Source organism: Aeromonas sp. R2-4, from assembly GCF_040908365.1.
Classification (GTDB): domain Bacteria; phylum Pseudomonadota; class Gammaproteobacteria; order Enterobacterales; family Aeromonadaceae; genus Aeromonas; species Aeromonas veronii.
Map to the genome: position 1 here is coordinate 1 of NZ_JBFODO010000001.1, position 12,858 is coordinate 12,858.

Annotated in this window: 13 protein-coding genes and 1 tRNA gene; 5 read left to right on the forward strand and 9 right to left on the reverse strand. The window is 57.6% G+C overall.

Annotated features, from left to right (window positions below):
• Window positions 1-98 precede the first annotated feature (98 nt).
• On the reverse strand, window positions 99-755 hold the full coding sequence (locus tag AB5Z05_RS00005) for a Bax inhibitor-1/YccA family protein (RefSeq protein WP_368149807.1): 657 nt from the start codon (window positions 753-755) through the stop codon (window positions 99-101).
• Between the two features lie 208 nt (window positions 756-963).
• Between AB5Z05_RS00005 and AB5Z05_RS00010 the strand changes: the two genes are divergently transcribed.
• A tRNA-Ser gene (locus tag AB5Z05_RS00010) sits at window positions 964-1,051 on the forward strand.
• A gap of 114 nt (window positions 1,052-1,165) precedes the next feature.
• Here AB5Z05_RS00010 and ulaR read toward each other — a convergent pair.
• The 4 genes from ulaR to ulaG all read right to left on the reverse strand — a co-directional run bounded on the left by ulaR (window position 1,166) and on the right by ulaG (window position 4,921).
• On the reverse strand, window positions 1,166-1,924 hold the full coding sequence (ulaR, locus tag AB5Z05_RS00015; RefSeq protein WP_021229102.1) for an HTH-type transcriptional regulator UlaR: 759 nt from the start codon (window positions 1,922-1,924) through the stop codon (window positions 1,166-1,168).
• 97 nt (window positions 1,925-2,021) lie between these two features.
• Complete coding sequence (locus AB5Z05_RS00020) at window positions 2,022-2,894, reverse strand: L-ribulose-5-phosphate 3-epimerase (RefSeq protein WP_368149808.1); 873 nt, start codon at window positions 2,892-2,894, stop codon at window positions 2,022-2,024.
• A 14-nt stretch (window positions 2,895-2,908) separates the two neighbouring features.
• The gene (locus AB5Z05_RS00025; RefSeq protein ID WP_368149809.1) at window positions 2,909-3,733 is read right to left on the reverse strand and encodes a Cof-type HAD-IIB family hydrolase; all 825 of its coding nucleotides are present in this window, start codon (window positions 3,731-3,733) and stop codon (window positions 2,909-2,911) included.
• A 120-nt stretch (window positions 3,734-3,853) separates the two neighbouring features.
• A complete protein-coding gene (gene ulaG, locus AB5Z05_RS00030; RefSeq protein ID WP_368149810.1) occupies window positions 3,854-4,921 on the reverse strand; it encodes an L-ascorbate 6-phosphate lactonase in 1,068 nt (355 codons plus the stop codon).
• Window positions 4,922-5,433: 512 nt separating this feature from the next.
• Here ulaG and AB5Z05_RS00035 point away from each other — a divergent pair.
• The 4 genes from AB5Z05_RS00035 to AB5Z05_RS00050 all read left to right on the forward strand — a co-directional run bounded on the left by AB5Z05_RS00035 (window position 5,434) and on the right by AB5Z05_RS00050 (window position 9,209).
• A complete protein-coding gene (locus AB5Z05_RS00035; RefSeq protein WP_368149811.1) occupies window positions 5,434-7,185 on the forward strand; it encodes a PTS ascorbate-specific subunit IIBC in 1,752 nt (583 codons plus the stop codon).
• 44 nt (window positions 7,186-7,229) lie between these two features.
• The gene (locus tag AB5Z05_RS00040; RefSeq protein WP_368149812.1) at window positions 7,230-7,706 is read left to right on the forward strand and encodes a PTS sugar transporter subunit IIA; all 477 of its coding nucleotides are present in this window, start codon (window positions 7,230-7,232) and stop codon (window positions 7,704-7,706) included.
• 40 nt (window positions 7,707-7,746) lie between these two features.
• On the forward strand, window positions 7,747-8,439 hold the full coding sequence (locus AB5Z05_RS00045) for an L-ribulose-5-phosphate 4-epimerase (RefSeq protein WP_179903414.1): 693 nt from the start codon (window positions 7,747-7,749) through the stop codon (window positions 8,437-8,439).
• A gap of 125 nt (window positions 8,440-8,564) precedes the next feature.
• Window positions 8,565-9,209, forward strand: coding sequence for a 3-keto-L-gulonate-6-phosphate decarboxylase UlaD (locus AB5Z05_RS00050; protein WP_368149813.1), 645 nt, complete (start codon window positions 8,565-8,567; stop codon window positions 9,207-9,209).
• 63 nt (window positions 9,210-9,272) lie between these two features.
• Here the strand turns inward: AB5Z05_RS00050 and exeN are convergent, their stop codons facing one another.
• The 4 genes from exeN to exeK form a co-directional block, all read right to left on the reverse strand.
• Window positions 9,273-10,040 (reverse strand): GspN family type II secretion system protein ExeN, encoded by a 768-nt coding sequence (exeN, locus tag AB5Z05_RS00055; RefSeq protein WP_236294853.1) that lies wholly within the window; start codon window positions 10,038-10,040, stop codon window positions 9,273-9,275.
• Window positions 10,037-10,528, reverse strand: a complete 492-nt coding sequence (gene exeM / locus AB5Z05_RS00060) for a GspM family type II secretion system protein ExeM (RefSeq protein WP_103251302.1) — start codon at window positions 10,526-10,528, stop codon at window positions 10,037-10,039. The genes exeN and exeM overlap by 4 nt, the downstream gene beginning before the upstream one ends.
• On the reverse strand, window positions 10,525-11,709 hold the full coding sequence (exeL, locus tag AB5Z05_RS00065; protein ID WP_058058339.1) for a GspL family type II secretion system protein ExeL: 1,185 nt from the start codon (window positions 11,707-11,709) through the stop codon (window positions 10,525-10,527). Before exeL ends, exeM begins: the two co-directional genes overlap by 4 nt.
• 122 nt (window positions 11,710-11,831) lie before the next feature.
• Window positions 11,832-12,833 (reverse strand): GspK family T2SS minor pseudopilin variant ExeK, encoded by a 1,002-nt coding sequence (exeK, locus tag AB5Z05_RS00070; RefSeq protein WP_368149814.1) that lies wholly within the window; start codon window positions 12,831-12,833, stop codon window positions 11,832-11,834.
• Between the last annotated feature and the right edge of the window lie 25 nt (window positions 12,834-12,858).

Genomic DNA, 12,858 nt, shown 5'->3' on the forward strand with positions numbered 1-12,858 from the left:
GATCCAAATCAGGGCCACTTCGCTTCATATCCTTGATTTACAACTTATCCTGACAAAAATCGACGCCAATAAAAACCCCGCCGAAGCGGGGTTTCTGATTAGTTGCGGTTGCCGCCAAGCAGGCTCAGCAAGCTCAGGAAAATGTTGTAGATGGAGACATACAGGGTGACGGTGGCGGAGATGTAGTTGGTCTCGCCGCCGCGCACGATCTGCTGGGTAGTCAGCAGGATGGCACCGGAGGAGAAGAGCATGAACATGGCGGACAGGGCCAGGCTCAGGGCGCTCATCTGCAGGAAGATGTTGGCAATCATGGCCACCAGCAGTACCCAGAAACCGACGAACAGCATGCCACCGATGAAAGAGAGGTCACGCTTGGTAGTCAGGGCATAGGCCGACAGACCGAAGAAGGTAAGCGCGGTGCCGCCAAGGGCGGTCATCACGATCTCGCCACCACCATTGTTCATGTACATGTTGATGATGGGGCCCAGGCTATAGCCCAGCAGACCGGTCAGGGCGAAGGTGAAGACCAGCCCCATGCCGTTGTTGCGATTCTTCTCGGTCAGGAACATCAGACCGTAGACGCCGATCAGGAACACGGCCCAGTGCAGCGGCGGCATGTTCATCACGGTAGCGACCCCCGCCACCACGGCAGAGAAGCCCAGAGTGAGGGAGAGCAGCATATAGGTGTTACGCAGTACCTTGTTGGAATCGCGTACGGCACTTTGGGTGCCAGTGTAGATAGAACGGGTATCCATCTTGGGTGTCCTCTTGATGTCCGGGTGAGACGGCGAGCAGCCGCCTCGTGATCGCTGTTTGTTACTGCATGTTTACGCATTGTATGTAGAACAAATAGGGATGACGAGGAACAATTTCAAGCCACCTGCCATTTTGCTCCCGCACACTATCCCACAGGAAATATGTATTGCATATGAACAAGGGCTTAGCGTAGTATGCACGCCGTTCGGAGGGGTGGCAGAGCGGCTGAATGCACCGGTCTTGAAAACCGGCGATGGGCGACCATCCGTGGGTTCAAATCCCACCTCCTCCGCCATATTCAAAGAGAAAGCCCAAGCGGTCACCCGCTTGGGCTTTTTCGTATCTGCGGTTTCTGGCCGAAAATGGCCTTGAATGAAGGCGCCGACAAAGCGCCGCGGCACTTTATGTCCTAGACCAGAATGACCTGCACATTTTTGGCTTTGATCTGCTCGATAACCTCTTTATCCGCATCCTTGCCGGTGATCAGAATGTCGATCTTGCTGGCGGCGCAAAACAGCATGCCTGCCCGTTGTCCCACCTTGCTGCTGTCAGCCAGTACCACCAGTCGGCCGACGTGGTTGAGCATCTTCTGCTCCGCCATGGCGGTCAGCATATCCATCTTGTAGAGACCATCGGCGGTCACGCCCTTGCCGCTGGTAAACATCCAGTGCCCGGCATAGAGGGAGGAGATCTCGTCCTGCGGTGCCAGGGTGATGGATTGCGACTTGTTGTATTGACCGCCGATGATCACCACGCCGTCATGGTCATTCTCGATCAGGTAGTTGGCGAGCGGGAAGTAGTTGGTGATGACCTGAACATCCTGCCCGCAGATCTCCTGACCCAGCACGAAGGCGGTGGAGCCACAGTTGATGACCGCGCTTTCCCCCGGTTTGATCAGGGCTGCTGCCGCCTGGGCGATGCGCACCTTTTCGCTGTGATTGAGGCTTTCATTGCTGTCGAGCGGAGACCAGTGGGCCTTTCTGGCCTGCATCAGGGCTTCGGCCCCGTTGCGCACCTTGCGCAGCTTGCCGGAGTCATTGAGCTTGTTGATATCGCGGCGCGCGGTGGCCGGAGAGATATCAAAGGCTTGCATTATGCTGTTGACCGACAGATGACGTTTCTGATTGAGCAGTTCCAAAATGGCGTTATGGCGATGTGCTTCTGTCATATCATGCCTAATGATGATTGAATCTGATTGGGTGGTGATTATATCGCGCATAGGTGTGGATGACAGCAACCTTGTTAACTCTTCTGATAATGAGCCTTCAGGCGATTGCCAGACCGGCTTGCCGAGCGTGTTCGACCAGTCGCCCCTTGGCCGTTTTCAGCTTGCTGGCCCACTCTTCATCCTTGGCCCACATCTCCAGTACCAGGGGGCCGTTGTAACCGATTTTTGCCAGAGTGTGGAAAATGGCTGCAAAGTCGACCTCTCCCTCGCCAATGACCAGATCACGGAACTGCCCGCAGCAATCTGCCGTTACCTTGCGGGTGTCTTTGAGGTGGATCTGCACGATATGGTTCGCACTCAGTTGCAGCTCGGTGCAGATGTCATAGTTCCAGCCGGTGATATTGCCGACATCCGGATAGGCCATAAAGTAGGGGGAGGGGATCTGCTTTTTCAGCACCTCGAATTTGCTGAGGGAGTTGAGATAGGGGGTATCCATGATCTCCACACCCAGCATGATGCCTGCCCGTTCCGCCATTTTGGCTGCCGCCTTCATCCCGTCGATGAAGTGGCGGTGGGTCTCGTTGCTTTGCGGTTCGTAATAGACGTCGTAGCCCGCCAGCTGGATGCAGCGAATGCCGAGCTTGTACGCCAGATTGATCGCTTTTTCCATGATGATGGCCGCCTGCTTGCGGATGGCCGGATCCTGCGAACCAAACGGAAAGCGGCGATGGGCGCTCAGGCACATGGAGTGCAGCGGTAAGCTGTGCTGCTCGCACAGGCGTCTGAGCCGATAGATTTCGCTATCTGACCAGTCGAGCCGTTGCAGTTTTTCATCTGATTCATCAATGGATATCTCGATGAAATCAAAGCCAAGCTCCTTGGCCGACAGAATTTTCTCTTGCCACTCCAGTGCAGAGGGCATCGCTTTTTCATATAGGCCGAGGCGTAAGGCATGGTCAAAGTGGTGCATACAAGCTCCTGCATTCAGATAGGGAAATAGCGGTTCAATACCTCGAGGATCCCGCCCTCGTCGTTGCTCTCGCAGGTGACCCGGTTGGCCATCTGTTTGACCTCCTGCTCGGCATTGGCCATGGCGATGCCCATCCCAGCGAGGCAGAGCATGGAGGTGTCGTTGTGGTTGTCGCCGATGGCGACCAGTCGTGCCGGGGTGATCCCTTGCTGGTCCAGATACTCCTGCAGTCGCGATCCCTTGCTGTTGCCACGGCGGGCAAAATCAACCCGATTGGCCCAGGACTGTTCACCACTGAAGTGTTCGCGTACCCAAGGGTGATGTGAGAAGGCATGAATGGCGGTGATCTCTCCCTCGGCCACGAACTTCCAGACATGGCTGCTGTTGGCCAACTCCTCTTCAAACGAGTCAACACTGGCTACCTGCGGCTGGATCGGCGGCGCAAAGCTGCTGGCCCACTGCTGCAGGGCCGCCACGTAGCGTACCGGCTGATGAGCGGAGTAGACCATGCGGTCAGTGACATACATGACGAGGTTGAGCTGGTGCTCCCTTGCCAGCGCGATAAAGCGTTGTGCCATTTCATGGGGAATGGCGTTCTCTGCCAGCACGGTGCGCCGGTCGTAGTCGTAAACGTAGGTGCCGTTGCAGCAGATGATGGGAGTGGTCAGCCCCAGTTCGTGGTGATAGGGGTGGGCTGCCGTGTGGTGTCTGCCGGTGACCAGCATGACGGTGGCCTGCTCCTTGATCCTCATGATGGCCTCTTTGACGGCCGGCATGATGGTGTGAGCATTGGTCAGGGTGGTGCCATCGAGATCGAGGGCCAGGGCGTGATAGCGCATCGTCTGATCTTCTTGTTGTCTGGTGAGAGGCTGGGTAATAGAGGGGGTGATTGAGATGACGCCTTGCAGGCCCATCTCCATCACCCTCCCTCGTATTACCCGACGTCTGACAGGGCATGCTTACAGGAAAGATTTGTAAGGCAGCTCCGGCTCGTCGATGAAGATGTCATCGAATCCGCGCGGGTGCTGGTAGTGCAGCTTGCTCTGGTCGGTCGGGAAGGTGTACTTGCCACCGACTTGCCAGAAGAAGGGGCTGAAGCGATAGCCGAGGCGATCCTTTTTCATGTTCCAGAGCACTTCGATCTCGCGGGGATCGCTTTGGAAGTTGGCCCAGATATCGTGGTGGAACGGGATCACCACCTTGGTATTGAGGGACTCCCCAGCCCGTAAGATGTCTGATGAGGTCATCTTGTCGGTCACGCCGCGGGGGTTCTCGCCATAAGAGAGCAGCGCCACATCGATCTGGTAGTCATTGCCATGCTTGGCGTAGTAGTTGGAGTAGTGAGAATCACCCGAGTGGTAGAGGTTGCCCCCGGATGTCTTGACCAGATAGTTCACTGCCCGCTCATCCATGCCATCCAGAATGCTCTTGTCGGTGGAGGAGACCCCCGCCGGCAGGGTGACCAGCGCGGTACGGTCAAAGGCATCGAGTACCTTGATCACGATGTCACCCACCGGGATCTCGTCACCCACTCGCGCCACCACACAACGCTCGGCAGGCACACCCCAGCGCAGCCAGAGGTCGACACAGGCTTTCGGGCCGATGAACTTCACATGCTCACCACAGTTTTGCAGCACGGCAGCCGCCACATTGACGTCGATATGGTCGGCATGATCGTGGGTGGCCAACACCGCATCGATATCTTTAATCCCGAAAGGATCGAGCACGAAAGGTGAGGTTCTCAGGTTGGGTTGCAGCTTGCGCACGCCCCCCATCCGCATCATCTGGTGCTGCTTGTTCATGTAGGGATTGCCATGGGTTCGCTTGCCCGTGCCGCACCAGAAGTCGATGGAGATGTTGGTATTGCCGGCAGACTTCAGCCAGATACCGGTGCAGCCCAGCCACCACATGGCGAAGGTGTTTGGTTTGACCTCTTCCTGCTCAATCTCTTCATTCAGCCAGGTGCCCCACTCGGGGAAGGTGCTGAGGATCCACGATTCACGGGTGATTTCATCAATCTTGCTCATCTCACATACCTTTCTGATTTGGATGGTTCACACAGTGGTGATTCATCGGGTGATGACATGGCTTGCATGGTTGCGAGCCAGTGATTTGTTTTGATTGGATGTGACTATATTACTGCTTTTTCTGATTATCAATGATTGTGGTGATTGTTTTGTGAGATTAATTGCGGCATATCACAATCAAGAGATGAGTATATTTTTAAGTGATTGTATTTATTGGGTTTATTTATTTTTCGCCTATTTATAGGGATTCTTTGAATCCTTTTATGCAGCTTTGAGTACCCTTTTAACCTAAATTTCACATCCGGATGGTGGAAAAAAGAGATTCTCCCGACCTCGATCTTCATCACAATAAATCACCATATGATTATGTATGATTATTTTGGATTTGACAGTGAGTGGTGACAGTTGAATCTGCTCGCGGGGCGTCAGGTAAAGCAATGCCCATATGAATGGTGAGATGTTTGCACCAATCCAATAGCAATGAGTTGTCCTCATCTGGACGGAGCATAAATATGGAAACCCTCTACAACGCTTTTTACATCTTTTACAGTCAGGTGATGACCAAGGCACCCCTGCTGTTGGGGCTGGTGACCTGTATTGGCTACCTGTTGCTCAAGCAGGATGGCACGAAGGTCGTCAAGGGCACCGTGAAGACCATCGTCGGTTTCATGCTGGTGCAGGTGGGCGCCAGTACGCTGGTGGCCGGTTTCAAGCCGGTGGTGGACAAGATTGCGGAATATCATCACCTCACCGGTTCAGTGATTGATCCCTACACCACCATGATGGCGACCATGGAAACCATGGGAGAGAACTACTCCTGGGTCGGATATGCGGTATTGCTGGCCCTCGCCCTCAATATTCTGCTGGTGTTGCTGCGGCGTTATACCGGGATCCGCACCATCATGCTGACTGGCCACATCATGTTTCAGCAGGTAGGTCTGATCGCGGTCTTCTATATGGTGATGGGCGCCTCGATGTGGGAAACCATCCTCTATTCCGCCGTTATCATGGCGCTCTATTGGGGGATCTCCTCCAACATCATGTTCAAGCCGACTCAGGAAGTAACTGGCGGAGCTGGGTTTTCCATCGGTCACCAGCAACAGGTCGCCTCCTGGATTGCCACCAAGGTGGCGCCGAAACTGGGCAATAAGGAGGAGAGCGTCGATCACCTGAAGCTGCCAAAGTGGCTGCACATCTTCCACGACAGCATCACGGCGACCGCCATCGTGATGACTATCTTCTTCGGCATCATCCTGCTCTCGTTTGGCCTCGATAATCTGCAACAGATGGCGGGTCAGACCCACTGGTCTATCTACATTCTCGAGACCGGTCTCAAGTTTGCGGTCGCCATTCAGGTCATCGTGGTGGGGGTGCGGATGTTCGTTGCCGAGCTTTCCGAGGCCTTCAAGGGGATCTCCGAACGGGTCATTCCCAACGCCGTCCTGGCAATCGATTGCGCCGCTATCTACGCCTATTCGCCGAATGCCATGGTCTTTGGCTTTATGTGGGGAGCTATCGGTCAGTTTCTCGCGGTGCTTGCCCTGCTGGCATTCCAGGCGCCCATCATGATTATCCCGGGCTTCATTCCCATGTTCTTCTCCAACGCCACCATAGGGGTGTTCGCCAACCACTTTGGCGGCTGGCGCGCGGTGATGAAGATCTGCTTCGTCATGGGGATCATCGAGGTGCTGGGCTCTGCCTGGGCTATCCACCTGTTCGCGGCCAATGGCACCAGCTTCAATGGCTGGATGGGCATGGCTGACTGGGCGCTGGTGTTCCCGGTGATCATGCAGGGGCTCTCCTTCTCTTCCCTGTTCTTTGTGGTGTTGCTGATCGGCGCCGGGCTCTATATGTACTGCGCTTCCCGCACCCTGCGGATGGAAGAGGATATGGCAGTCCCGAGTGTCGCTGTGGCAGAAGAGGCGGCCGAGCTGTCAGCCTTGCCAGCCGAGAGTGCCAAAGGGGGAAGTGCAGTGCGGATCCTGGCGGTATGTGGCAATGGTCAGGGCTCATCCATGATGATGAAGATGAAGATCGGCAAGTTTCTCGAGCAGCGTGGTGTGCCCCATGTCATGGACTCCTGCGCCGTGGCCGATTACAAAACCAAGCTGCAGACCACCGACATCATCGTCTCTTCCAAGCATCTGGCCGGCGAGATGAGCCCCGGTGAGGGCAAATTCGTGCTGGGGGTACAGAACATGCTCAACCCCAATTCGTTTGGTGATGAACTGCTTGGCATCATCAAGAACAACTTTGCAAATTAAGCCGATGAGCCTCGTTGCACTCGGCAGCGGGCAAGGAGAACAAGATGAAATTCAAACAATCTCTGCTGGAAAACAACTCTGTATTGCTCAACGCGGCCGCCAGCGACTGGCGCAGCGCCATTAAACTGGGCACTGACATGCTGATCCGCTCCGGCGCCGTGGAGCCTCGCTACCACGATGCGATCATCGGTAGCATTGAAAAGATGGGGCCCTATATCGTGATTGCCCCCCAGTTCGCGATGCCCCATGCAAGGCCGGAGGATGGAGTCAATCGCACGGCGTTTGCACTGGTCACCCTGACTACGCCGGTGAAATTTGAAGGGGAAGAGGAGCCGGTGGACGTGCTGGTAACGCTGGCGGGCAGTACCTCGGATGAACACATGGAGGGGCTGATGGAGGTGACTCAGGTGCTGGAGGATGAAAACAGCGAGAGCGGGATCAACCTCGACAAGCTGCGAGCGTGCCAGAGCACGGCAGATGTATTCAACGTCATTGATCAGGCGCTGGCGCAAGCGGTCTGAGGCACCCAACGGGGTTTCGCAAGGGGCCCAGGAGAACGAAATGTACAACTCATTGAAAGAGGCGGTACTGGAGGCCAACCTGCTGTTGCCCCGATACGGTCTGGTTACCCTGACCTGGGGCAACGTGTCCCAGATTGATCGCAATCTGGGTGTGGTGGCCATCAAGCCATCCGGGGTCTCTTACGACAATATGACTGTTGACGATATCGTGGTAGTTGATTTGGCAGGCCAGATCGTTGATGGGCATTTATCCCCGTCCAGTGACACCGCAACTCATCTGGTTTTATATAAAGCGTTTAAAGGCATTTCCGGTATTGTGCACACCCATTCCCGTCATGGCACTATTTGGGCGCAAGCAGGAATGGATATTCCCGCCTTGGGTACCACCCATGCCGATTATTTCTATGGCGATATTCCCTGCACCCGTCCGCTGACTGAAGATGAAATCCGCATTGATTATGAAAAAAATACCGGCAAGGTCATTGTCGAAGAATTTCAGCGACGGGATCTGGATCCGCAGGCCTTGCCAGGCGTGGTCATCACCGGCCATGCCCCCTTCTGCTGGGGCAAGAGTGCGGTGGATGCGGTGCACAATGCGCTGGTGCTGGAGGAGGTCGCGACCATGGCGCTGGCAACCAGAGCGTTGAACCCAGCCATCCATATTACGCAGGAGTTGTCTGACAAACACTATTTCAGAAAGCATGGTGAGAATGCCTATTACGGCCAGCGCTAATTAGTCGCCCCGTTATTTAAATTGCCCATCTATTTATGTTAGTGACGTCAGGTTACGGCCCTTTATCGACTTTAAATCAATGGGCCAATCCATTCTGCCAATATTTTAAATTGAGGAAATATAGTATGACCAAACCAATGTTACAGATTGCTCTGGATTCTACCGATCTTGCTACCGCCGTGGATATTGCCGATCGCGTTGCCGGTTATGTCGAGGTGATCGAGGTCGGCACTATTCTGGCCTTTGCGGAAGGCATGTCTGCGGTACGCACCATGCGCGAGCGTCATCCTGATCACATCATAGTGTGCGATATGAAGACCACCGATGGTGGTGCCATTCTGGCCCGTATGGCCTTCTCGGCCGGAGCTGACTGGATCACGGTATCGGCCGCTGCACACGTTGCTACCATTGCAGCCTGCAAGAAAGTCGCGGATGAGTTTGGCGGGGAGATCCAGATCGAGATTTACGGTAACTGGACGCTAGATGATGCCAAACAGTGGGCCGATATGGGGATCACCCAGACTATCTATCACCGCTCGCGGGATGCCGAGCTGGCCGGGGTCAGCTGGACGCAGGCCGATTTGAGCAAGATGCGGGCGCTCTCCGAGCTGGGGCTAGAGCTGTCGATCACCGGCGGTATCGTGCCGGAAGATATCCATCTGTTTGAAGGGATCCGGGCCAAGACCTTTATCGCCGGACGGGCACTGGCATCGGAAAGCGGTCAGGCAACCGCAGAAGCGTTGCGCCGAGAGATAAGCAAATATTGGTAACAGGAACAGGTTATTAGCGGATAAAGGCCCCGGAAATACTCCGGGGCCTTGTCGCAGCAGGGGTTAGATCCGCCCCTGATAGCGCAGGGGGAAGCGGCCCTGACTGTCGGGCTGGCCGAGGAAGGGGAGCCCTTGCTGCATCTGCGGTGGCAGTGCCGGGCCCGGTTTCAGGGTGCCCTGGAACAGGTATTGGCCATTGGGTTGCAGCTCGAGGCGACCTATGGTCTGCACCGCATCGGAGCTCTGCTTGAGTTCGGCCACCAGCTTGGAGTCGAGGCAGGTGAGCTTCAGCTCAGGATCGGCCAGATCCAGCTTGCCCGCCGGGGTATCGGCGCTGGCGTTGTACCAGTCGAGGTTGCCGTAGAGGTTGTCACACCAGGGGTTGCCCTGGGCAAATTGCTCCACTTTGAGCTGTAGCTGGCCGCTGACGGTGAGCGGGATCGGCAGGCGCATCGGCACCCGGCTCAGCAGCCAGGGGGCGGGGGCGTTGAGGGTCAGATCCCGGCCGAAAGCGGCGCCATTCCAGCCGACAACGCCCTGACCATTGAGTCCGTTGCGATCGCCAAAGCGTATGGCTACTTCGGGGGCGAAGCGCAGCAGCGACCAGCCGTTGAGATCCCAGCGCAGCTGGTTCACCGATTCGCTGGCATATTGCAGTCGGGCAATCTGGCCACTCCAGAGGGTGCCGCTCACCCCTTCCAGTTTCAGCAGGTTGGCAACGTTGGCAGGCAGCGGCAGATGGCGAGCCACCAGTGCCGCGGGCAGGGTGGCCAGCAGGAAGAGCAGATAGGCGGCCAGAAACAGGCTGGCAATCAGGATGCGTTTTTTCATTGTGGACGACTCAACTGCAAACGTCTGACCTTGACCAGACCTGGGGCCAGATCCTCGCGGGCGATCTCGATGATTTGAACCTGAATGCCGTGCTGCTCCACCAGCGTGGAGAGCCAGAGCAGCAAGTCATCGAACTGGACCGTGTCGATCCACACTTGCAGCTCCTGCGCCTGGGGTTGCAGCCGGGCAATCTTGATCTTGTGATTGAAGGCTGTGCGGTTGACCACCCCTTCCAGGGTGCCGCTGGTGTCGATCTGGCGACCCGAGCCACCCTGCATGGCCAGCACCTCTTCACCTTTCTCCTTGAGCCAGGCGAGGGTCTGCTGCTGGTTCTGCACTTGCCGCTCCCGCTCCGCGATGCGGTTGGCGATGGGCTGCCAGACGCTCCAGTAGAAGAGACCGACCAGCAACAAGGCGCCACCCGTGACCACCAGCCGCTGTTCCCGTGCGGTGATGCCGTGCCACCAGCTCTGCAATTTTTCCATCATGATGATTTACCCTTGAGCACCAGTGCGCCCTCTACCTTGCCCTCGGTGCTGCGCACCTCGCCTTGCTGTACCTCGAATTGCTTGCCAGCCAGCTCACGGAACCGCTCGATCTCGGCAAAGCCTGGGGCGGTCACCTGCAGCCTCAGCTCGCGGCGACTGGCATCAAAGCGCATCACCTGCGGCTTGAGGCCGGGGACTTCGGCAAAGGTGGGGGCCAGCTCGGTGAGCATCAGCAGCACGCCGTTTTGCGGGGCTTGTCCCATCTGTTGCAGATGCTGGTTCATCTGGCTGCGCACGTTCACGATGCGGCTCTCCCCCGGGAAGATGCGGGTATAGACGGCACGGATCTCCGCTTTCAGCGCCTTGTCCTGCTCGGTGAGCTGATAGAGCTGTACCCCGCGCTGGCCGAGGGCCACCAGCAGCAACAGACCCGCGGTGATGGCTACCTTGCGCCACTGCAACCAGTAGCGGGCATATTCGGTCTGGGGTCGATAGGGGCCGGTCAGCAGGTTGGCGCGGCAGGTGAGTGCCCCTTTGGCCAGCAGCAGCATGGGCAGCTCCGGCTCCGCCGCCTGCCAGTTAGCGGCGGCAATGGCGGGCACCGGTGTGTGGCTGTGGATGGTGACCGGCTCCGCTTCCGTCGCCAGCAAGATGGCCAGCAGCGGCTCGTCGGCGACGATCCCCTGACAGTGGCCCTGGCGTACCAGCCACTCGCTGCCGAGTTGCAGGGCAGACCAGCCATCAGCGGCCTGTGGTAGCGCCAGCACATCGGGCAGCAGTTGCAGGCTCTTGAGGCCAGCGGCATCGAGCCAGCCGAGCCACTCGCCCATCTTCTGCCGATCCACCGCCATCAGATCCACCTGCTGGCCCTCGTGGGCCAGCACCACCAGATGGAGCTCGTCCACGTCAGAGGCGATCTGCTCCTCCAGCAGGTAGGGGAGGGCCGCTGCCGACTGGCGGTTGTAGCGACCCGGCAGGGTGACGCGCCGGAAGATCAGATCGCTGCCCGGCACTAGCGTGACCACGGGGCGGCCACCGGCCCGCTCCTGCAGCTCGCCCAGAGCATCGGCCGAGGGCAGGGTGCCGGAGGCGATGATCTCCTGCTCCTGACCGGACCAGACCAGCCAGGCCACGGGTTGTTGTTTATTGGTCCCCAGTCGGATGACCAGACTTTCGCTCACGCATCTCTCTCCTGCGATACCGGTTTGCAAAGGGCGTTGTGCGCCCTGGCAACCGGTGCGCAGCCCGCAGGCTGCATCCAACATCTCTCGTACCCGCGGGCGATGGCCTGCAGGTGCGCTGTTTATTCGGCGCCGCTACTGAGGCGGCGCAGCATCACCAGTTTATTGTCCTTGCCCCGCTGGAACAGGGTTTCGAGCCAGGCCCGGTTGTCGCCGACCTCGGCCACGACTCGGGCTTCGAAGAAGTCGCTTTTCACCACCAGCGCCTCTTTCAGTCCTTTCACCGAATCGACCGGAGCGAGCATGTCCGTCATCAGCTTGCTCTCTTTCCACCCCTTCTGTGGCCGCTCGTTCAGCACCCGCTTGGCGTCATCCAGCCCGATAGTGCCCAGATAGAGGGCGACCAGCAGCTCGGGGCGCTCGGGGGCAAGGGTATTGATATTGATCTTCAACTTGTCGCTGGGCAGGGTGCAGACATAGGGGGCCAGTTTGGCATAGACCCTGGCCGTCACCCCGCGCACCGCCCTCAGCTCGTCCTTGCCCAGCATCCACTGGTTGGCGGTCAGATAGGGTGGCTTGAGCCCCTCGTAATAGGCGTCCTCTGCGCCAAGGCTGGAGACCAGCACCGTATCCTTGTCGGTCCAGTCACGGATGGCATCGGTGAGCTGGGCCGCCTCGTAATCATCCATCGCCAGCTGCTTGAGCAGTTCGCGAAACACCTGCACCGGATAGGGCTGCTGCGCCAGCTCCTCGCCGCTTCCCGCCTTGGAGGCCACGCTCAGGCTGTTGAGGTTGAAGCAGGATTGCTGGTCGGTCACCTCGCCCTTGAGCTGGCCATCGTCCACCGGAAACACAGTGTTCTTGCGGGCCCAGTTCTGGCTGAGGTTGACCACCTCGGGGTTGTCCTTGAAATCCTGCGTCAGCACCTTGCTCACCAGCGCTTCCGCCGAGAGGGCATACCACCACGCCTGTTTGCCGGTGGTGATGTTGGCGGTGCGGCGCAGCTCAAGCTGCAGGCGGCCGCTCATATTGCTGGCGATGATCACCATCACCGAGAGGATCAGCAGCACCACCAGCAGCGCCATGCCGCGCTGGCGACCGGGAGCGGCGAGATTAGCCCGCATTGGCGCCCCCTCCGTTCTGGCTGTC

What these genes read in the sequence shown, in the direction of transcription:
- AB5Z05_RS00005 (WP_368149807.1), bottom strand. Translation starts at nt 755, where the DNA reads ATGGATACCCGTTCTATCTACACTGGCACCCAAAGTGCCGTACGCGAT.
- ulaR (WP_021229102.1), bottom strand. Translation starts at nt 1,924, where the DNA reads ATGACAGAAGCACATCGCCATAACGCCATTTTGGAACTGCTCAATCAG.
- AB5Z05_RS00020 (WP_368149808.1), bottom strand. Translation starts at nt 2,894, where the DNA reads ATGCACCACTTTGACCATGCCTTACGCCTCGGCCTATATGAAAAAGCG.
- AB5Z05_RS00025 (WP_368149809.1), bottom strand. Translation starts at nt 3,733, where the DNA reads ATGCGCTATCACGCCCTGGCCCTCGATCTCGATGGCACCACCCTGACC.
- ulaG (WP_368149810.1), bottom strand. Translation starts at nt 4,921, where the DNA reads ATGAGCAAGATTGATGAAATCACCCGTGAATCGTGGATCCTCAGCACC.
- AB5Z05_RS00035 (WP_368149811.1), top strand. Translation starts at nt 5,434, where the DNA reads ATGGAAACCCTCTACAACGCTTTTTACATCTTTTACAGTCAGGTGATG.
- AB5Z05_RS00040 (WP_368149812.1), top strand. Translation starts at nt 7,230, where the DNA reads ATGAAATTCAAACAATCTCTGCTGGAAAACAACTCTGTATTGCTCAAC.
- AB5Z05_RS00045 (WP_179903414.1), top strand. Translation starts at nt 7,747, where the DNA reads ATGTACAACTCATTGAAAGAGGCGGTACTGGAGGCCAACCTGCTGTTG.
- AB5Z05_RS00050 (WP_368149813.1), top strand. Translation starts at nt 8,565, where the DNA reads ATGACCAAACCAATGTTACAGATTGCTCTGGATTCTACCGATCTTGCT.
- exeN (WP_236294853.1), bottom strand. Translation starts at nt 10,040, where the DNA reads ATGAAAAAACGCATCCTGATTGCCAGCCTGTTTCTGGCCGCCTATCTG.
- exeM (WP_103251302.1), bottom strand. Translation starts at nt 10,528, where the DNA reads ATGATGGAAAAATTGCAGAGCTGGTGGCACGGCATCACCGCACGGGAA.
- exeK (WP_368149814.1), bottom strand. Translation starts at nt 12,833, where the DNA reads ATGCGGGCTAATCTCGCCGCTCCCGGTCGCCAGCGCGGCATGGCGCTG.